5 protein-coding genes and 2 pseudogenes are annotated in these 21883 nt (G+C 73.1%); 5 read left to right on the top strand and 2 right to left on the bottom strand.

Features of this window, described 5'->3' with window-relative positions:
- The first annotated feature begins 55 nt into the window (after positions 1 to 55).
- From GEV43_RS46525 to GEV43_RS46540, 5 genes and pseudogenes are all read left to right on the top strand, one after another.
- Positions 56 to 1396 (top strand): cytochrome P450, encoded by a 1341-nt coding sequence (locus GEV43_RS46525; RefSeq protein ID WP_160826934.1) that lies wholly within the window; start codon positions 56 to 58, stop codon positions 1394 to 1396.
- A 2-nt stretch (positions 1397 to 1398) separates the two neighbouring features.
- Positions 1399 to 2334: a class I SAM-dependent methyltransferase gene (locus GEV43_RS46530; RefSeq protein ID WP_160826935.1), complete on the top strand. Its 936-nt coding sequence runs from the start codon at positions 1399 to 1401 to the stop codon at positions 2332 to 2334.
- A gap of 88 nt (positions 2335 to 2422) precedes the next feature.
- Positions 2423 to 2548, top strand: a pseudogene (locus GEV43_RS56910) (hypothetical protein); the annotation flags it as partial.
- Positions 2549 to 2792: 244 nt separating this feature from the next.
- Positions 2793 to 3715: pseudogene (locus GEV43_RS54465) on the top strand (nucleotide disphospho-sugar-binding domain-containing protein).
- A gap of 87 nt (positions 3716 to 3802) precedes the next feature.
- Complete coding sequence (locus GEV43_RS46540) at positions 3803 to 4696, top strand: alpha/beta fold hydrolase (protein WP_160826937.1); 894 nt, start codon at positions 3803 to 3805, stop codon at positions 4694 to 4696.
- A 65-nt stretch (positions 4697 to 4761) separates the two neighbouring features.
- On the opposite strand, the gene GEV43_RS46545 is transcribed toward GEV43_RS46540, so the two are convergent.
- Positions 4762 to 9744: a type I polyketide synthase gene (locus tag GEV43_RS46545; RefSeq protein WP_160826938.1), complete on the bottom strand. Its 4983-nt coding sequence runs from the start codon at positions 9742 to 9744 to the stop codon at positions 4762 to 4764.
- 23 nt (positions 9745 to 9767) lie between these two features.
- Positions 9768 to 21875, bottom strand: coding sequence for a type I polyketide synthase (locus GEV43_RS46550; RefSeq protein WP_160826939.1), 12108 nt, complete (start codon positions 21873 to 21875; stop codon positions 9768 to 9770).
- Positions 21876 to 21883 lie beyond the last annotated feature (8 nt).

Here is a 21883-nt window from a genome sequence, read left to right on the forward strand (position 1 = left end):
CACGCCGGGTCGCCGCGCGCCCCGGTCCGGCAACGACGTCCGAAGGAGACCCTGGATGACCGCCGAGCGCACGACCGGCCCGCGCACGTCCGGCGAGCACGTGCTGAGCGACCCCGAACTGGTGGCCGACCCCTACGGCGCGTTCGGCCGCATCAGGGAGGAGGCCCCGGTCGCCCGGGGGCGGCTGTGGGACGGCGGCCCGGTGTGGATCGTCACCCGGCACGACGACGTGTCCGCCGTCCTGCTGGACCGGCGGTTCGCCAGCAACGCCGGGTCGCTGCCGGGCCGGACCGACGAGCACGCCGAGTTCCTGGCGCGGACGGTGGGGATCCCCGAGGACGTCGTCCCCTACCTCGCCGGGAACCTGGTCTACCTCGACCCGCCCGACCACACGCGGCTGCGCGGGCTGGTGGCGCGGGCGTTCACCCCGCGGCGGATCGCGCGGCTGAGGCCGCGGGTGGAGGCCATCACCGGCGAGCTGCTGGACACCCTGCCGGACCGGGCGGTGGACGGCGTCGTCGACCTGATCGAGCACTTCGCCTACCCGCTGCCGGTCAGCGTCATCTGCGAGCTGCTCGGCGTCCCCGAGGAGGACCGGCCGCGGTGGCACGCCTGGAGCCGCCGGTTCGGCGACTCCACGCCGCGGCGGCTCGGCGAGATCGTCACGGAGATGAACGCGCACATCCGCGAGCTGGTCGAGCGGCGCCGCGCCGAGCCCGCCGACGACCTGCTCACCGCCCTCACCGGCGCGCACGACGGCGGCGGCAGGCTGTCGGACGCCGAGCTGGTGACCATGGTGCTCACCCTGATGATCGCCGGGCACACCACGACGTCGCACATGCTCGGCAACGGCATCGCGGCGCTGCTCGCGCACCCCGGCCAGCTCGCGCGGCTGCGCGAGGACCCGGCGCTGATGCCCGGCGCGGTGCAGGAGCTGCTGCGCTGGGGCAGCCCCGTCGTCATCGCGAAGCTGCGGTACGCGACGCAGGACGTCACGATCGGCGACACGCTGATCCGGCAGGGGGAACGCGTCCAGCTCGTGCTGGGCTCGGCCAACCGCGACCCGCGCCGGTTCCCGGACGGGGACCGGCTGGACGTCGAGCGGCCGTGCGGCGCCGCCGACGCGCAGCACCTCGCGTACGCGCGCGGGCCGCACTACTGCCTGGGCGCGGCGCTCGCGAACCAGGAGGCCGAGGTCGCGTTCTCGGCGCTGTTCACCCGGTTCCCGGAGCTGGCGCTCGCCGTGCCGCCGGACCGGCTGGAACGGGACCAGATCCCCATCACCCACCAGCTCGCCCGGCTGCCCGTGACGCTCGGGCCGCCGTCCGCGGACGCGCCGTCCGCGGGCGGTCGCGCGGAGCACGGCCCCGGCGGACCCGACAGAGCGGAAGGCTGACGATGACCGGCGGAACGATCAGTGAGGGCCGCGGCGACGGCCCCCGGACCGGGCCGGGCCCGGCCGGGACGCGGGGCTCCTCGCCGTTCACCGAGAAGTGGGTGCGCTCGATGTACCGGCTCCTCGAACGGCTCTCCAGCGGCGGCGCGCCGAACCTGCTCGGCATCGAGAACGGCTACCTCAACTACGGCTACTGGGAGCCGGGCTGCACCGACCACGACGCCGCGTGCGTCGCGCTCGCGGAGCGGCTCGGCGAGGCGGCCGGCATCACCGCCGGGGACCGCGTCCTGGACGTCGGCTTCGGCTTCGGCGAGCAGGACTTCCACTGGCTGCGGACCCGCGAGCCGAAGGAGATCGTCGGCCTGAACATCACCCCGGGCCAGGTGGACGCCGCGCGGCGCCGCACCCGGGAGCTGGACCTGGACGACCGGCTCGACCTGCGCGTCGGGTCGGCGACCTCGCTGCCGTTCGAGGACGGCTCGTTCGACCGGGTCGTGGCGCTGGAGTCGTCCGCGCACTTCAACACCCGGCAGGTGTTCTTCCGGGAGGCGTTCCGGGTGCTGCGGCCCGGCGGCGTCCTCGCGACGACCGACCCGCTGCCGCGCGAGGCGCCGGGCGGCAAGGGCGGCCTGGTGCTGCGGCTGGACGAGGTGCGGCGCAGGCGCATCATCCCGGACGCGAACTGGTACCCGCGCTCGGTCTACGCCGCACGGCTCGCCGAGGCCGGGTTCGTGGACGTCGACGTGCGGGACGTCACCGACAGGACGATCGCGGCCAACGCCGTGTTCGCGCGGGCGCACTGCGCGCGGCTCCTCCGCGACCCCCGCTACCGGTCGTTCCAGCCGAGGAACACCATCCGCTACCACCTGAGGCAGGTGGAGGCGCGGGCGGCGGCGCGGGACTACGTCATCACGTCGGCGCGCAAGCCCGGCCGGTGACCGTGACAGCCCATTCCCCCCGAAGGAGACGGTGGCCGTGCGCGTCCTGTTCGTCACGCCGACCTGGCACACGCATTTCTTCAACCTCGTGCCGCTGGCCTGGTCGCTCCAGACCGCCGGGCACGACGTGCGCGTCGCCTGCGAGCCCGAGCTGGTCGACACCGTCACCCGGTCCGGGCTGACGGCCGTGCCGGTCGGCTCGGACGAGCCGATCCGGGACCGGGCGCGGCGCGCGGAGGAGGACGGGACGCTGCCGCCGCTCGACATGGGGCGGCTGGCGGGCGCCCTCGGCGGCGCGACGTCCACCGCGCCGAAGCCCTCCGGCAGCGGCGGGCAGGCGGGCGGTGCCATCGGCGACCCGCGGGCGAAGCTCTCCTGGGAGGACATGGTCTGGCTCTACGAGACCGTCGCCGTGCCGAGGGGCCAGGATCGCGAACGACACGCTGTTCGACGACCTGGTGGCGTTCAGCCGGTCGTGGCGGCCCCGGCTCGTCGTCTGGGACGCCCTCACCCTCGCGGGCCCGTCGCCGCGGGCGCGGTCGGCGCTGCGCACGCGCGCGTGACGTTCACCGTGGATCTGAGCTTCCAGCTCCGCAGCGGCTTCCTCTGGACGATGGCGCAGCAGCCGCCGGAACGGCGGCGCGACCCGCTGGCGGAGTGGCTCGGCTCGTGGACGGAGAAGTTCGGCTACGAGTACTCCGAGACGCTCGTCAACGCGCACGCCACGATCGACCAGTTCCCGCCCTCGTTCGGCGGGGACTACGGCGCGAGCCACCTCAACCTGCGCTACGTCCCGTACAACGGCCCCGCCGTGATCCCGGACTGGCTGAACGAGCCGCCGCCCGCGCCCCGCGTCCTGATGACGCTCGGCGTGTCGATGAGCGACTGGCAGGAGCTCCAGGTCATGTCGATCGAGCGGGTGCAGGAGGTGCTCGACTCGGTCGCCGGCCTCGACATGGAGCTGGTGCTGACGCTGCCCACGGCGTTCCGCGAGAAGCTGGACCGCGTTCCCCGGAACACGCGGATCGTGGAGTTCGCGCCGTTCCACGCGGTCCTGCCGACCTGCGCGGCGATGATCCACCACGGCGGCGCCGGGACGTTCTACAACGCGCTGCTGGCCGGGACGCCGCAGCTCCTCATCACCAAGGTGCCCGACGCCCTCCACAAGCGCGCCTACCTCGCCGAGACCGGCGCCGGGCTGTCGATCCCGCCGGACGAGGTGACCGGGCCGAAGGTCCGGGAGAGCCTGGCGCGGCTGCTGGACGACCCGTCGTTCCGGGCGGGCGCCGAGCGGATCAGGAGGGAGGTGCTCGACCAGCCGACCCCGAACGGGCTGGTTCCGGAGCTGGAGAGGCTGGCGGCCCGGCACGGCCCCGCCTGACGCGGGCGCCCCCGCGCCGCGGGGCCCTCCGGCACATCGTTTCCTCCGCGCCGCACTCCGGCGGACTACTCTCGGGACGACTTTCACATGGACATTTCCGTACCGCTGGGCGACGCGGTGAAGCTGCACGTCAGGCACCGGGAGGGCACGGGCGGACCGCCGTTCCTGCTCCTGCACGGCCTGGACTCCAACGCCCGGATGTGGGACCTGGTCGCGGACCGGCTCGCCGCCGAGGGCCACCCGGTGTACGCGGTGGACCAGCGCGGCCACGGCGACTCCGACCCCGCCGACGACGACTACGGCAACGAGACCGCCGCCGCCGACATCGCGGCGGTCGCGGACGCCCTCGGCGTGACCCGCGCGGTCGTCGCCGGGCACTCGTGGGGCGCCCTGGTGTCGCTGCGGCTGGCCGCCCGGCGTCCGGGCCTGGTCGCGGGCCTGGCGCTGATCGAGGGCGGGTGGGCGCACGCGAGCGTCGTGTGCGACTCGTGGGAGCAGTTCGCCGGGCTGCTGACGATGTCGGAGGTCGACCTGAACGGGGCGACCCTCGACGCCATGCGCGACTACCAGCGCGCCGTCTACCCCGACTGGTCGGCAGAGGCCGTCGAGGCGTCGCTGCACTCGCTGCGGGTGCACGAGGACGGCGCGCTGACGCCGCGCCTGTCCCCGACGCAGCGCAACGCGATCCTGCGCAGCATCTGGGACGACCCGCCCGCGCAGTGGTATCCCGCCATCACCGTCCCGACCCTGCTGATGCCGGCCGTCCCGAAGCCGAACCGGCGGTGGGAGCCGCTCTTCGAACGCGTCCGCTCGTACGTCGAGCCGGCCGTGGCCGCGCTGCCCGACGCGACCGTCCGCGAGTACGTCGGCGGCGACCACGACCTGCACGCCCAGCACCCCGACGAGGTCGCGGAGGACCTCCTCCGCCTGGCCCGCAACGTCCAGCGCCGCGCCGCGCTGGGCGACCGCACCGCCAACTGAGCCGTCCCGCCGACGCACCGGCCCCGGCCCCGCGCACCGCGCGAGGCCGGGGCCTTCTCATGCGTTCAGGTGCCCAGTTCGCGGTCGATGAGCGCGAACATGTCGTCGGCGGACGCCGCGGCGAGGTCCTCTTCGCCGTCTCCGTCCCCCGCCTCGCTCGCGGCGCTGTCGGGCTCGTACTTCCACAGCAGGGCCCGCATCCGGTTCATCAGGCCGGCGCGGCGCGGGTCCTCCAGCGGCAGCTCGGCGAGCGCCGCGTCCAGCTCCTCGACGTGCCCGAACGCGGCGTGCCCGGTCCCGGACTCCTCCGGCAGGACGCGCCCCAGCAGGTACCCGGCGAGCGCCCTCGGCGTCGGGTAGTCGAACCCGACCGTCGCGGGCAGCCGCAGGCCGGTCGAGGCGCGCAGCCGGTTCCGGAGGCCGACCGCCGCGATCGAGTCGAACCCGAGGTCCTTGAACGGCAGGTCCGGGTCCACGGCGTCCGCCGCCTCGTACCGCAGCACGGCCGCCGCGTCCGTGCGGACCATCGCCAGCAGCCGGGCGGCCCGCTCGTCCGCGGTGACGGCCGCCAGCTCCCTGCGCAGCTCCGCCGTACGGTCCGCGGCCTCGTCGTCGCTGGGGCCCCGCGCGGCCTCGATCGCCCGCCGCGCCTCCGGGACGTCCTCGAACAGGCGGCTCGGCCGCGCCAGCGTGAACAGCGGCGCGAACCGGTCCCACGCGACGTCGGCGACGGCGATCCGCCGGTCGCCGTTCCCGAGGACGCGTTCCAGCGCGGTCAGCGCCAGCCTCGGGTCGAGCGGCTGGAGGCCCTGCCTGCGCAGGCCGTCCGCGCCGCGGGCGCCCCGTTCGTCCGTGTCGGCGGGCACGTCCCACGCGCCCCACGCGACGGACACGACGCCCTCGGGACGGCCCGGCCCGGCGAGCGCGTCGAGGTGGGCGCCCGCGGCGGCGTGCGCACCCTGGCCCGTGCTCCCCCACAGCGCCGCGACGGACGTGAAGCACACCGCCGGCTCGTCCGGCTCCATCCCGCACAGCTCCCCGACGCGCCGCCAGGCGCCGACGTCCTCGGCCGGGAACGCCTCCAGCGCGGCGGGCGCCAGCTCCGCCAGCGGGCCCGGCTCGGCCGGAGCGGGCGCGTGCACGATCATCCCGATCCGCGCGCCCGCCGCCGACAGCCGTCCGGCGAGCTCCTTCACGGCCGCCGGGTCGTCCGGCCCGCAGCGCGCGACGATCAGCTCGGCGCCGAGCCCGGACAGCTCGTCCGCCAACTCTCCAGCACCGGGCGCATCCGTCCCGCCGGGGTCCGGAACGACCACGCGTTCCGCGCCGCCCTCCGCGAGCCACCTCGCGATGCGCGCGACCGGCTCGCCGAGGCCGCCGGTGACGAGGACGGTCCCCTCGGGCGACCACTCCCGCCCCGGTTCGCCGTCCCCGGCGGGCGACGGCACCACCCGGCACCCGAACGCGCCGTTCGCGCGCAGCGCCACCTGGTCCTCCCCCGCCGTCCCGGTCAGAACGGCGCGCAGCCGCGCGGCGTCCAACCCGTCCGGACCCGGCGGAAGGTCCACCAGCCCGCCCCACAGGTCGGGATGCTCCAGCGCGGCCACCCGGCCGAGCCCCCACACCCGCGCCTGCGCAGGGGACTCCAGCAGGTCGGAGTCGCCGACCGAGACCGCGCCGCGCGTGGCGCACCACAGCGGCGCGCCGATCCCCGTGTCCACCATCGCCTGGAGCAGGGCCAGCGTGCCCGCCGCCCCTCCGGCACCCGTTTCCGGCCCGTCCCGCAGGGCCAGGAGGGACAGCACACCGGCGGGCGGCGCGCCGTCGGCGTACCGGGACCGCAGCCATTCGGCCAGCCCTTCCCTGTCAACGGCGCCGTCCACGTCGAGGCGGTGCGCCTCCTCGCCCAGGGCGCGCCCGCAGGCGTCCGCCCACCCGTCGGCCCCGCCCGCCGCGACGACGAGCCAGGGCCCGGACGGCGTACCGCCGTCGAGGCCGGTCAGCCGCTTCCACGTCACCCGGTAACGCCAGGAGTCCACCGCGGAACGCTCCCGGCGCTCCCTGCGCCACCCGGACAGCACCGGCAGGATCTCGCCCAGCGACGCCCGCTGCCCGTCGCCGTCCGGCAGCCGCAGCGTGTCGGACAGCGCCTCCAGGTCCCCGCGCTCGACCGCGCCCCAGAACCGCTCCTCGGACGCGTCCCCTCCGGCGGCGGACTCCGGCGGCGTCACGTCCGCCATCCAGTACCGCTGCCGCTGGAACGCGTACGTCGGAAGGTCGACCGCGCGAGGCGCCGGGTCGTCCGGGAAGAGCCGCGCCCAGCCGATCGCGCTGCTCCGCACGTGCGTGTGCACCTCGGCGAGCGCGCGCACGAACGCCTCGTCGTCCGGACGGTGCCGGTCGAGCACGGCGGTGACGAGCGGCTCGGGCCGCTCCCGGCCGGACGCCGGCTCCGACAGCGTGTGCTGCGCGGCGGTGGCCAGCACGGGATCGGGCCCGATTTCGAGGAACGCCCCGCCCCGTTCGGCGGCGCGGGCAACGGCGGGCGCGAACCGCACCGCCCGCCGCACCTGATCCACCCAGTACGCGGGGCTGGCGATCTCGTCACCCGCCAGTTCCCCCGTCAAGGTGCTGATCAACGGAACGGACGGCGCCCGGAAGCTCAACCCCTCGATCGCCTCGCGGAACTCGTCCAGCATCGGGTCCATCAACGGCGAGTGGAACGCGTGGCTGACCGCCAGCGCCTTCGTCTTGCGCCCCCGCTCCTCCCACCCGGCGGCGATCCGCGCCACCTCATCGGCCTGCCCGGAGATCACCGTGCTGTCCGGCGTGTTGAGCGCGGCGATGGCGACCGTCCCGCCCGACTCCTCGACCTCGGCCGCGAGCTCGTCCTCCCGCGCCTGGATGGCGGTCATGGTGCCGCCGGTGGGGAGTTGGGCCATGAGGGTGGCGCGTGCGGTGATGAGGTGGCAGGCGTCGGGGAGGTCGAGGATGCCGGCGATGTGGGCGGCGGCGATTTCTCCGATGGAGTGTCCGATGAGGGTGTGGGGGGTGTGGTCGTGGTGGTGCAGCAGGCGGGCCAGGGAGATGTGCAGGGCGAACAGCGCGGTCTGGGTGTACAGGGTGTGATCCAGCAGCCCGCTCTGCTGGTCTTGGTGGGGGTCGGGGTTGAACACCACCTCGCGGAGCGGGTGCGGCAGGTGCGGGTCGAGCAGGCCGCAGATCTCGTCGAAGGCGGCGGCGAACACCGGGAACCGTGCGTACAGTCCCGCGCCCATCCCGGGCCGCTGACTGCCCTGCCCACTGAACATCCACACCACCCCACCACCACCCGCTCCACCAGCAGGCGAGGTGATCAGACCGGGGTGCTGGCCTCCGGCGGCCAGCGCATCGAGCCCCTCCAGGAACTCCTCGCGGTGGTGGGCGGTGATGACGGCGCGGTGCTCGAACACCGAACGCGTGGCCGCCAGCGACCACCCCACCCGCACCGGCGACACCTCCCGCCCGGCCAGATGCGCCGACAACACCGCCGCCTGATCCCGCAACCCCGCCACCGACCGCGCCGACACCACCCACGGCACCACCCCACCCGGCACCGACTCATCCACCTCCGTGTCAGGACCGGCAGCCCCTTCCAACACCTCGACCTCAGCCTCGGACTCGGGGGCCTGCTCCACAATCAGATGCGCATTCGTCCCCGAAATACCGAACGACGACACACCCGCACGACGCGGACGCCCACCCCACACCCACTCCACCGGCTCGGTGAGAAGACGCACCGCGCCGGAGTCCCAGTCCACATGCGAGGTCGGCTCGTCGATGTGCAGCGAGGGGGGCAGGACGCCGTTCCGCATCGCCATGATCATCTTGATGACGCCGGCGACGCCCGCGGCGGCCTGGGTGTGGCCGATGTTCGACTTGACCGAGCCGAGCCAGAGCGGGCGGTCCGCCGGGCGGTCCTTCCCGTACGTCGCCTGTAACGCCTGCGCTTCGATGGGGTCGCCGAGGGTCGTTCCGGTGCCGTGCGCCTCGACCGCGTCGACCTGGTCGGGGGCGAGGCGGGCGTTGGCGAGGGCCTGGCGGATGACGCGTTCCTGCGAGGCGTCGTTGGGGGCGGTGAGGCCGTTGCTCGCCCCGTCCTGGTTGACGGCGGAGCCGCGCAGCACCGCGAGGATGTGGTGTCCGTTGCGGCGTGCGTCCGACAGCCGTTCCAGCAGGACGAGCCCGACGCCTTCGGAGAACCCGGTGCCGTCGGCGGCGGCGGCGAAGGCTTTGCAGCGGCCGTCCGGGGCGAGGCCGCGCTGGCGGGAGAACTCGGCGAACGCCGTCGGGGTGGTGAGGGCGGTGACGCCGCCGGCCAGCGCGAGCGTGCACTCGTCCTGCCGCAGGGCCTGGCACGCGAGGTGGATGGCGACCAGGGAGGACGAGCAGGCGGTGTCCACCGTCACGGCCGGGCCCTCCAGCCCGAACGTGTAGGCGACGCGGCCGGAGATGACGCTGGTGAGGCTGCCGGTGGTGGCGTAGCCCTCGAACCCTTCGGGGATGCGGGGCGTACGGGTCATGTAGTCCTGGCTGGACATCCCCGCGTACACGCCGGTCGGGGTGCCCTTCAACGCGGCGGGCGCGATGCCCGCGCGTTCGAACAGCTCCCAGGACACCTCCAGCAGCATGCGCTGCTGCGGGTCCATCGCCATCGCCTCACGCGGGCTGATGCCGAAGAACGCCGCGTCGAACCGGTCGGTGTCGTCGAGGAACCCGCCCTCGCGGACGTAGCTGGTGCCGGAGTGGTCGGGGTCCGGGTGGTAGAGGCCGTCGAGGTCCCAGCCGCGATCGTCGGGGAACTCCGTGATGCCGTCGCCGCGTGAGGCCACCAGGTCCCAGAGGTCTTCGGGTCCGCGCACGCCGCCCGGGTAGCGGCACGCCATGGCGACGACGGCGATGGGCTCCTGGTTCCGTTCCTCCACGTCGCGCAGACGCTGGCGTGCCTGCCCGAGGTCCACTGTCACCCGCTTCAGGTACTGGCGCAGCTTCTCTTCCGTGCCCGGCATCGGTCCTCGCTTTCCGGCGGAACTCACAGTTCCCTGTCGATGAACGCGAATATCTCTTCGTCGGAGGCGGAGTCGAGGTCCTCGTCCGCGGTGGCCTGCTCGGCCTCCGCGGCGCCGTCGCCCAGCCTCCACATCAGGGTCTGCATGCGTTTGACGAGCCCGCCGCGCGTCTCGGCGTCGAGCGTCAGCCCGGCCATCGCCGCCTCAAGCCGTTCCAGCTCGGCGAAGACGGGCGCGGAGGGCTCCGGCGCGTCCGGGCAGAGCTTGTCGTGCAGTTCGGTGGCGATGGCGGATGGGGTCGGATGGCTGAACACGAACGTCGCGGGAAGCCGCAGGCCCGTGCTCGCCGACAGTTTGTTGCGCAGTTCGACGGCGGTGAGCGAGTCGAATCCCAGTTCCTTGAACGGTGCGTCCGTCTGGACGGCGCCCACGTCGGAGTGCCCGAGCGTCGCCGCCGCGTGCGACCGGACCAGGTCGAGCAGGACGCGCTGCCGTTCCTCCAGGGGCATCGCGGCGAGCCGTGCGGCGAAGTCGGCGGGGGCCTGCCCGTTGGCGGCCGTCCGGCGGGTCGCGGTGCCGCCCCCGGCGAGTGCGCGCAGGAAGGCGGGCACCGCCCCCTGCCCGGCCTCGGCGGATCCACCGTTGAGAGCGCGAACGTCGAGGTCGGCGGCGAGCAGGTTCGCCGCGCCGTGCCGCGATGCGGCGTCGAGCAGCGCGAGCCCGTGCCGGGCGCTCAGGGGCCTGATCCCGGCGCGGCTCATCCGGGCCACGTCGGTGTCGGCCAGGTCCCCGGTCATTCCGCTGGTGGCCTCCCACAGCCCCCACGCCACCGAGACCGCGGGCAGCCCCTTGGCGTGGCGATGCGCGGCGAGCGCGTCGCAGAACGCGTTGGCGGCGGCGTAGTTCGCCTGTCCCGCGCTCCCGAACGTCCCCGCGGCCGAGGAGAACACGACGAACGCGCCGAGCCGAAGATGCTCGGTGGCGGCGTGCAGATGGTGCGCGGCGGAGGCTTTGGCGTCCCACACGCGTGCCAGCCGTTCAGGCGTCTGCGAAGCGAGCACCGCGTCGTCGATCACCCCTGCCGTGTGCACGATCCCGGTGAGCGGACGTCCGGTGTCCGCGTCCGCCTCCGCGACCAGACGGGTCACGGCGTCGGCGTCCGACACGTCGGCCGCGACGATCCGTACCTCCGCGCCCAGTTCCTCCAGCCGGGCCTTCAACTCCGCCGCTCCGGCGGCGTCCGGGCCGCTGCGGCTGGCCAGCACCAACGACCGGACCTGCTCGGAACGGACCAGATGCTCGGCGACCAGGCCGCCGAGTGTTCCCGTGCCGCCGGTGATCAGCACCGTGCCGTCCGGGTCCAGAGCCGGAGGGATGTCCAGAACGAGTTTGCCGGTGTGCTTGGCCTGACTCATCACCCGCAGCGCTTCGCGGGCGCGGGTCAGCGGCCATGCTTGAGTCGGCGCAGGCCGCAATACCTTTTCGGCGAACAGCTCCGCCAACGCTCGGAACATTTCACTGATTCGATCCGGCCCGGCGTCCGTCACCAGATCGAACACCTGATAACCGACCGCTGGATGCTCTGCGGCGATGTGTTCGGGTTCGCGGATGTCGGTCTTGCCCATCTCCAGGAACCGACCACCCTCAGCCACCAACCTCAACGACGCATCGGTGAACTCCCCCGCCAAACTATTGAGCACCACATCAACACCACGACCACCGGTCGCGGCGCGGAACGTCCGCTCGAACTCCAAGTCGCGGGAACTGGCGCGATGGGCCGCGTCGATACCCATCGCCTCCAGAACAGCGTGCTTACCGGGACTGGCCGTGGCGAAAACCTCCGCACCCAAATGGCGGGCGATCTGCACCGCAGCCGAACCCACACCACCCGTCGCCGCATGAACCAACACCGACTCACCCGACTTCAACCCAGCCAGTTCCACCAAGCCGTACCAAGCCGTCAAGAACACCACCGGAACAGCGGCACCTGAACGGAAATCCCAACCATCCGGAAGACGGACCACCATTCGTTCGTCCGCCACGGTCACCGGGCCGAACGCGCCCTCGAACAGACCCATCACACGATCACCGACCGACAGGCCCGAGACACCCGGGCCGACTTCAACGACGGTTCCGGCGCCTTCGCTGCCCAGGCCGGTCTGGCCCGGGGCCATGCCGAGGCTGACGAGAACGTCGCGGAAGTTGATCCCGGCCGTACGTACCTCGATGCGGACCTGGCCGGCGGCCAGCGGTTCGAGGACGTCCGGGCAGGGGACGGCGGCGATGCCGTCGAGGGTGCCGGTGCCTCCCGCGTCCAGGTGCCAGGCCCGTTCCGGCTGCGGTAGCCGCAGCGTTCCGTCGTCGGTGCCCGTACGCGTCAGGCGGGGGACGAACGCGCGTCCTGAACGGAGCGCGAGTTGCGGTTCGTCCGCCGCGATCGCCGCCCACACGGCGCGGACGGCTCCGTCGCCGGTGGCGTCCGCCGTACCGGAATCGAGGTCGAGCAGGACGAAGCGGTCGGGGTTCTCCGACTGGGCGGTGCGCACCAGCCCCCACACGCCCGCGTCGCTCAGGGCGATCGGCGCTTCGGCGTCGCCGCCGGCGGCGGGTCCGTCCAGTTCCCCGGTGGTGACCGCGCCTCGGGTGACGAGAACGAGGCGGGCGTCGGCCAGGTGCGGTTCGGCGAGCCAGTCCTGGAGCAGCGCCAGGGTCCGCCGCGCCGTGGCCAGCCCGCGCGCAGCGGCGTTCTCACCACTGTTGCCACCGTCTCCGGCACCGGCTGACACCTCGGCGAACACGACGGGCGGAACCGGCGCGCCGGCCTCGATCGCCGTTACGAGCGCCGCCAGATCGTCGTGCCACAGCCATTCGGGACGGGTCTCGCCGTTCTGCTGCGGGCGCATGTGCTCGCTGCCGAGGAACGCCCACGCGCCGTCGTCGCCGTCGTCGCCGTTGCCGGTGTCACCAGTGGCGGCGGTGTCCAGCGGAGTCCAGCGTGTGGTGAACAGTCCGTCGGTGTCGCTGCCGTCCCGGTTCGTTCCGGCGGCCGCGCGGAGGTGTTCCGTGCTGGCCTCGCGCATCACGACCGAGTCCGCGGTGAGGACCGGTGCGCCCACCGTGTCACCGATCGCGACCCGTACGGTGCGGTCGCCCTCGGCTCCGTCCTGCGGGGTCAGCCGCACGCGCACCGTTCCGGCCTCGCTCGCCCACAGCGTCACTCCGTTCCATGCGAACGGCAGCCAGGCCGCACCGCTCCCCGCGTCGTCCATGCTGAGCAGGAGCGGGTGGAGAGCGGCGTCCAGAAGGATCGGGTGGATGCCGAAGCCCTTCTTCTCTCCGGCGGCCTCGGGCAGTTCCACCTCGGCCAATACGTCCGCGCCGTGCTGCCAAACGGCCCGAACGCCTTGGAATGCCGGGCCGTACTCGTAGCCCGCCGACGCGGCCCGTTCGTAGAGGCCGTCGATCGCGACGGGCCGCGCGCCGGGCGGCGGCCATGCCCCGCCCACCACGTCCGGCCCGTGCGACCCGTTCAGCTGCCCGGGGGCGGGTTCGGCGGGGCTCAGCACGCCTTGCGCGTGGCAGACCCACGCCGCGTTCGCACGGCCGTCGTCGTCGTTCTCGTCGGGCCGCGAGTAGATCTGGAGTTCGCGCCGTCCGTCCGGGTCGGCGGGCCCCACCACGACCTGGACGCGGACGCCGCCCGTCTCCGGCAGTACGAGCGGTGCTTGCAGCATGAGTTCCTCGACGCCTCCGCAGCCCACCGCGTCGGCCGCGTGGAGCGCCCACTCCACCAGCATCGCTCCCGGCGCCAGCGGGGTCGCGGCCATGACGTGCTCGCCCAGCCACCGATGCGAACGCGCCGAGATCCGCCCGGTCAGTAGCCAGGTGCCGCTGTCGGCCAGCTCGACCGCCGCTCCGAGCAGCGCATGATCCGCCGAGGCCAGTCCCAGTCCGGCCGGATCGCCGCCGCGCCCGTTGAACGCGTCCAGCCAGAACCGCCGGTGCTGGAACGCGTAGGTGGGCAGCGCCACGTTGCGTGGCCGGCGGCGCGAATCGGGATCGAGGTCGAACAGGGCCTTCCAGTCAACGTCCGCACCGTGGGTGTGGAGTTGGGCGAGGGCGTGCGCGAAGGCTCGTTCGTCGGACCGCTTCTGCGTGAGGGTGGCCGTGACCAGCGGCTGCGGCCGGTCGGCGGACCCGTCGCCGATGGTGTGCTGGGCGGCGGTGGCGAGTACGGGGTCGGGCCCGAGTTCGAGGAAGGTCGCCGCCTGGGGGGCGATGTGGGCGATGGCGGGCGCGAAGCGCACCGGCCGCCGGATGTGGTCCGCCCAGTAGCCGGGCGTCGCGATGTGCTCGGGTTCGGCGGGCTCCCCGGTGAGGTTGCTGATCAGCGGCACGTCCGGCCGCCGGTAGGTCAGATCGCTGATCGCGTCGGTGAACTCGTCCAGGATCGGGTCCATCAGCGGCGAATGGAACGCATGGCTGACCGCGAGCCGCTTCGACTTGCGACCCCTGCCGGTCCAGACCCCGACGAGCTGGTCCACCTCATCGGCGGGCCCGGAGACGACCGTGCTGTCCGGGGTGTTGAGCGCGGCGACCGCGACTCGTCCGGCGAAGCGTTCGAGGTCGTCGGTGAGTTCGTCGGCGGTCGCCTGAATGGCGGCCATGGCCCCACCCGACGGCAGCCCGCCCATCAACGTCGCACGCGCCGCCACCAAACGGCACGCGTCCTCCAGACCGAATACTCCGGCCACATGCGCGGCGGCGATCTCACCCACCGAATGCCCGACAACCGCGTCAGGCACCACACCCAACGACGCCAACAACCGCGCCAAACCCACCTGCAACGCAAACAAACCCGCCTGCGCATACGTGGTGTGATCGAGCAGGCCATCTCGCTCCGGAATCCCGGTGAACACCACGTCCTTCAACGGATGCTCCAAGCGCGGTTCCAGTAGCGCGCACACCTCATCGAACGCACCCGCGAACACAGGGAACCGCTCATACAACCCGGCCCCCATCCCAACCCGCTGACTCCCCTGCCCACTGAACAGAAATACCGTGCTTCCGGAGACGGATGCGGAATTCGCGACTGCACGGACCACTTCCGGGTTTTCGTGGCCGTTCGCCAGGACGCCCAGGCCGTTCAGCAGTTCCTGCCGATCCGTGCCGGTCACAACTGCACGATGGTCGAACACGGACCGGGACGTGACCAGCGACCAGCCCACATCGGCGGGAGCGTCATCGGTGCCGGACACGTGCGCCGCCAGCGCGGCGGCCTGTCCGCGCAACGCCTCTTCGCTGCGTGCTGACAGCACCCACGGCACCACAACGCCGTCCAAAGCGGGCGCCGACTCGTCCTCCGGTTCGTTCTTCGGTTCGGGCGCTTGTTCCAGGATGAGGTGAGCATTCGTTCCCGAAGCGCCGAACGACGACACCCCAGCCCGACGCGGACGGTCATCATCGGTCGGCCATTCCATCGGCTCGGTCAACAGCCGAACCGCGCCCGACTCCCAGTCCACGTGCGGGGACGGCTCATCGATATGCAGAGACGCCGGAAGCGAACCGTTCCGCATCGCCATCACCGTCTTGATCACACCAGCCACACCAGCAGCCGCCTGCGTATGACCGATATTCGACTTCACCGACCCCAACCACAACGGCCGACCACCCGAACGACCCCGCCCATACGTCGCCAACAACGCGCCCGCCTCGATCGGATCACCCAGCGTCGTCCCCGTCCCATGCGCCTCCACCGCATCCACATCCGACGACGACAACCCCGCAGACGCCAACGCCTGACGAATCACACGCTCCTGCGAGGGGCCATTCGGAGCGGTCAGCCCATTACTCGCGCCGTCCTGATTGACCGCCGAACCCCGCAGCACCGCCAACACCTCGTGGCCGTTACGGCGGGCGTCCGAGAGGCGCTCCAGCAGGACCAGGCCGGCGCCTTCGCCCCAGCCCGTTCCGTCCGCTGCCGCGGCGAACGGCTTGCAGCGGCCGTCCGGAGCCAGGCCGCGCTGACGGGAGAAGCCGGTAAAGACCTCTGGGGTGGCCATGACCGTGACGCCGCCCGCGAGCGCGAGCGAGCATTCGCCCTGGCGTAGCGCCTGCGCGGCCAGGTGCATCGCCACCAACGACGACGAGCACGCCGTGTCCACCGTCACCGCCGGGCCCTCAAGGCCCAGGGTGTACGCGACGCGGCCGCAGATCGCGCTGCCCGCGCTGGCCAGCATGGAGTAGCCCTCCAGCTTGGCGTCGCCGCTGTCGGACAGGCCGGACGCGTAGTCGTGATACATCACACCCGCGTACACACCCGTCCGACTGCCCTTCAACGACACCGGATCAAGCCCCGCACGCTCCAACAACTCCCACGACACCTCCAGCAACAAACGCTGCTGCGGATCCATCGCCAACGCCTCACGCGGATTGATCCCGAAGAAGCCCGCGTCGAATCCGGCCGCGTCGTCCAGGAACGCGCCTTCGCGGGCGTAGCTGGTGCCGGGGTGGTCGGGGTCCGGGTGGAAGAGGCCGTCCAGATCCCAGCCGCGGTCCTCCGGGAACTCCGCCATCGCGTCCACGCCCCGCGCGACGAGATCCCACAGTCCTTCCGGTGAGGCGGCTCCGCCGGGGAACCGGCAGGCCATCGCGACGATCGCCACCGGCTCGTCCGTCATGGCCGTCGCCACGGGTGCGGTCGCGGTGGCCGCCGCGGCGTCCCCGACGAGCTTGGCGCACAGGTGGTCGGCCAGCGCCCGCGGCGTCGGGTAGTCGAACACCAGCGTCGCCGGCAGCCTCAGCCCGGTCGTCCTCGACAGGCGGTTGCGGAGTTCCACGGCGGTCAACGAGTCGAGGCCGAGTTCCTTGAACGGCGCCTCGGTCCGCACGTCGGCGGGCGAGGCGTACCCGAGAACGACCGCGACGCATCCCCGGACCGTCTCCAGCACGGCGTCGAGCCGTTCGGGCTCGTCCATCCGGGCGAGGCGCACCGCCAGCTCGCGGCCTCGCGCGCCGTCCACCCCGGTCCCGGCCTCGGCGCTGGCGGCGGTTCGGCGGCCCGGCCGCCCGGCGAGGCCCCGCAGCAGGGCCGGGACCTCGGCGGCCGACCGGCCGCGCACGTCGATGCCCGCGGCCACGACCGGTGAACGTTCCGCACGGCACGCGGCGTCCAGGAGTTCGAGCGCGCGTTCGGTGCGGAGGGCGGAGAACCCCGAGCGGGCCAGGCGGGCGTGGTCCGCTTCGGCGAGGTGCCCGGTCATGGCGCTGGACTGCTCCCACAGGCCCCACGCCACCGACAGCCCCGGCAGGCCCGCGGTCCGGCGTTGTTCCGCGAGCGCGTCCACGAACGCGTTGGCCGCGGCGTAACCCGCCTGCCCGGCGTTGCCGACCACCCCGGCCGCCGAGGAGAACAGCACGAACAGGCCCAGCGGCAGGGCCGCCGTCGCCACGTGCAGGTTGTACGCGGCGGCGGCCTTGGCCGCCCACACCCCCGCCAGCCGCTCCGCAGACTGCGAAGTGATCACCCCGTCGTCCAGGACGCCGGCCGCGTGCACGACACCCGTCAGCGGATGCGCCGGATCGACACCGGCGACCAGGTCTGCGACCGCGCCCGCGTCCGACACGTCGGCCGCCGCGAACCGCACCTCGCCGCCCAGCTCGCGGACGCGTTCGGCCAGTTCCGCCGCGCCCGGCGCGTCCGGGCCGCGGCGGCCGGCGAGCAGCAGCCGCCTGACGCCCCACGCCCGGACGAGATGCTCGGCGACCAGCGACCCCGCCATGCCCGTCCCACCGGTGATCAGGACCGTGCCCTCGGGGTCGAGCGGCGGTGAACCGTCGCCGCTCTGATCGGAGGGTTCGCCGAGGTCGTCGTTCCGTGCCAGGCGCGGGACGAGGAGCCGTCCGCCGCGCACCGCGACCTGCGGCTCATCCGCCTCCACCGCACGCCGCACGGCCTCGGCGACGCCGCACGCGGCATCGCGGTCAACGTTGGCGCTGGCGTCAGCGTCGGCGTCGTCCAGGTCATCGACGTCCACGAGAACGAAGCGGTCGGGGTTCTCCGTCTGGGCGCTGCGGACGAGCCCCCACACGGCGGCGCCGCCGAGGTCGGGCTCCGTCCCCGCGGCTACCGCGCCCCGCGTCACGAGCGCCAACCGGGCGTCGGCCAGCCGCGGTTCGGCCAGCCACGCCTGCACCAGCGCCAACGTGTCCGTCACCATGTCCAGCGCGTCCGGCGAGGACGGCACGGCCGCGAGCACGACCGGAGGAACGGGAGCGCCGCCGTCGAGCGCCGCCACCAACCCGTCCAGGTCCGGGTGGTGAACGAGATCCGTCGCCACCGGCTCCGCCCCCACGACCGCCCACTCGCCCTCGCCGACGCCGCGACCGGCGGCGGCGTCCGGGGTGGACGCGGGAAGCGGTGCCCATTCCAGGGCGAACAGGTTTCCCGCGCCCCGCCGACCCGCGGCCCGGAGCCGTTCGGTGTCCGCAGGACGCATGACGACCTCGTCAACGCTCAGAACGGGCGCGCCCACGGCATCGGCCATCACCACCCGGACTCCGCGCTCCCCGTCACGGCGCGGCGAGAGCCTGACCCGGACGCTGGTCGCCTCGGCCGCCCACAGCGCGACCCCGTTCCAAACGAACGGCAGCAGCACGCCCGCTTCGGAGTCGGTTTCCGGGCTGCCGCCGAGCAAGGCGGGGTGCAGCGCCGCGTCCAGCAGGGCCGGATGGACACCGAACCCGGCCGGGTCCGCCGCGTCCTCGGGCAACTCGACGTGCGCCAGCAGATCCGAACCGTCGCGCCACACGGCCCGTACCCCTTGGAAGGCGGGACCGTACCCGTAGCCCGCGGCCGCGGCGCGTTCGTAGAAGCCTTCGAGGTCGATCGGCTGCGCACCCGCAGGAGGCCACACACCACCGAGGTCATCGCTCTGCCCGTTGGACGGCGTGGCCGTCGGCTCCGGGCTGAGAACGCCGACGGCATGGCATTCCCACCGCACATCCTCGGACGCCCCGTCGCCGCCGAGATCGGGAACGGAGTGGACGCGCACCTCACGCCGTCCGTCCTCGCCGGCCGCGCCCACGACCACCTGCACCCGTACGCTCCCGGACGCGGGCAGGACCAGCGGCGCCTGGAGCGCCAGCTCCTCCACTCCCCCGCACCCGACGTCGTCCGCCGCCCGCAACGCCCACTCGACCAGCGCCGCGCCCGGAACCAGCACCGTGTCGCCTATCCGGTGATCGTTCAGCCAGCCGGTACCGCCGCCGGATGCCGACAGGCGCCCGGTCAGGAGACGCGTGTCCTCGTCCGCGACGTCCACGGCGGCACCCAGCAACGGGTGCCCGACCGACACCAGCCCGAGCCCGGCCGGATCACCGGAATGAACGGTGGGGTCGTCGTCCGCCCAGAACCGCTGCCGCTGGAACGCGTAAGTCGGCAGGTCCACCGTGCGCGGCGCAGGGTCTTGCGCGAACGACGCCGTCCAATCAGCGTGCGCCCCGGCAACGAACGCCTGCCCGACGACGCGTACGAACTGCTCCCGACCACCGTGATCGCGGCGCAGCGTCGGTACGGCCACCGCCCCCGTTCCGGCCTGTTCAAAGGTCTCCTCCATCCCGACCGTGAGGACGGGATGGGGACTGGCCTCGATGAAGATCCGGTGTCCGTCTTCGAGAAGCGCGTCGATGGTGTCGGCGAACCGCACGCGTTCCCGGAGATTGGTCACCCAATAGCCGGTGTCCAGGGTGGCGGTGTCGATCGCTGCGGCACGGACCGTGGAATAGAACGCCACTTCTGTTGTCGGTGCGGGTTCGATGCCTGCGAGGACTTGGTGGAGTTCGTCGGTGATCTCATCGACTTGCGGCCCATGCGAGGCGTAATCGACGTCGATGAGCCGCGCCCGATACCCGGCAGCCTCGGTACGGGCCACCGCTGCGGTGACCTGCTCGGGCGGGCCGGACACCACCGTGGACGACGGTCCGTTCACCGCCGCCACCGCAACACCCTCAGGCAGGAATTCCTGCGCGGCGTCCACACCAACGCCCAGCGAGGCCATCGCGCCGCCACCGGCGAGCCGCCGCAACGCGCGACTCCGCAGCGCCACGATCCGCGCGCCGTCTTCCAGCGACAGGGCGCCGGCGACGCACGCGGCGGCGATCTCCCCTTGCGAATGACCGATCACCGCGGACGGAACCACACCGTACGACGCCCACACAGCAGCGAGAGAGACCATCGTCGCCCACAGCACCGGCTGAACGACATCAACGCGCGCCAACTCCGCGCCATCACCACGCAGCACATCCGACAGGGACCAATCAACGAACGGAGCCAGCGCACGCTCACACTCAGCAATACGCTCCGCGAACACCGGCGAGGAATCCAGCAGCTCCGCGCCCATACCGGCCCACTGCGAACCCTGACCCGGAAAAACGAAAACGGGGGCGGAGGCGTCGGGGTGGGCGGCGAGTCCGGGGCCGACGAGTCCGGGATGCATTTCTCCCGTTGCCAGCGCCTTCAAGCCGTCCAGCAGTTCGTCGCGTTCCGAGCCCACGACCACGGCGCGGTGCTCGAATACCGAACGCGTCGTCGCCAACGACCAACCCACATCGACGGGTGCCCAACCCTCCGAACCGTCCATCCGAGCGGCCAACGCGGCAGCCTGGCCACGCAACGCCTCTTCACTTCGCCCCGACAGCACCCACGGCACCACCGCCCCCGACTCTGGCTCCGGCTCGGGCGCCTCGACGGGTTCGGGGGCCTGTTCCAGGATCAGGTGGGCGTTCGTGCCGGAGATGCCGAACGACGACACGCCCGCGCGGCGCGGGCGGTCGGTGTCCGGCCAGGGAACGGGTTCGGTGAGGAGGCGTACCGCGCCGTCGCCCCATTCGACGTGGGGCGTCGGCTGGTCGATGTGCAGGGAGGCGGGGAGTACGCCGCGCCGCATCGCCATGATCATTTTGATGACGCCCGCGACGCCGGCCGCGCCCTGGGTGTGGCCGATGTTCGATTTGACCGAGCCGAGCCACAGGGGACGTTCGGGCGGGCGGTTGCGGCCGTAGGCGGCGATGAGCGCGTCCGCCTCGATGGGGTCGCCGAGGGCCGTGCCGGTCCCGTGCGCCTCGACCGCGTCCACCTCGGCGGCCGACAGCCGTCCCTGCGTGAGGGCCTGGCGGATCACGCGCTGCTGGGACGGGCCGTTCGGGGCGGTGAATCCGTTGCTCGCGCCGTCCTGGTTGACGGCGGAGCCGCGGATGACCGCGAGGACGCGGTGGCCGTTGCGGCGCGCGTCCGACAGTCGTTCCAGCACGACGACGCCGACGCCCTCGCCCCATCCGGTGCCGTCGGCCGCCGCGGAGAACGCCTTGCAGCGGCCGTCGGGCGACAGGCCGCGCTGCCGGGAGAAGCCCGTGAACACCTCTGGCGTCGCCATCACCGTCACGCCGCCCGCTAAGGCGAGGGTGCATTCGCCCTGGCGCAGGGCCTGCCCCGCCAAGTGCATCGCGACCAGTGCCGACGAGCACGCCGTCTCGATCGTGACCGCCGGCCCTTCCAGCCCGAACGTGTACGCGACGCGGCCGGACAGCAGGCTCGGGGCGTTCCCCGCGTACCCCTCCGCCTCCTTGCGGGACGAGCCGCCGTGCGCCGCCGCGCCCGTGGTCGCCGTCCCCGCGTAGACGCCGGTCCGGGTGCCGCGCAGCGAGACGGGGTCGATGCCCGCCCGTTCGAACGCCTCCCAGGACGTCTCCAGCAGGAGCCGCTGCTGCGGGCTGGTCGCCATCGCCTCGCGCGGGCTGATCCCGAAGAACGCCGCGTCGAACCGGTCGGCGTCGTCGACGAAGCCGCCCTTGCGCGTGTACGTCGTACCGGGGTGGTCGGGGTCGGGGTGGTACAGGCCGTCGAGGTCCCAGCCCCGGTCGTCCGGGAAGTCGCCGATCGCGTCGGCGCCCGCGGCGACCAGGTCCCACAGGGACTCCGGCGAGTCCACGCCGCCGGGGAACCGGCAGGCCATGCCCACCACGGCCACGGGCTCCTCGGAGCGCTCCTCCATCCGGCGCAGGCGCAGGCGCGTGTCGTGCAGGTCGGCGGTGACGCGCTTGAGGTACTCAACCAGCCGTTCTTCGGTCGCCATGCGGAGTC

It is taken from the genome of Actinomadura sp. J1-007, assembly GCF_009793335.1.
GTDB lineage: Bacteria > Actinomycetota > Actinomycetes > Streptosporangiales > Streptosporangiaceae > Spirillospora > Spirillospora yumaensis.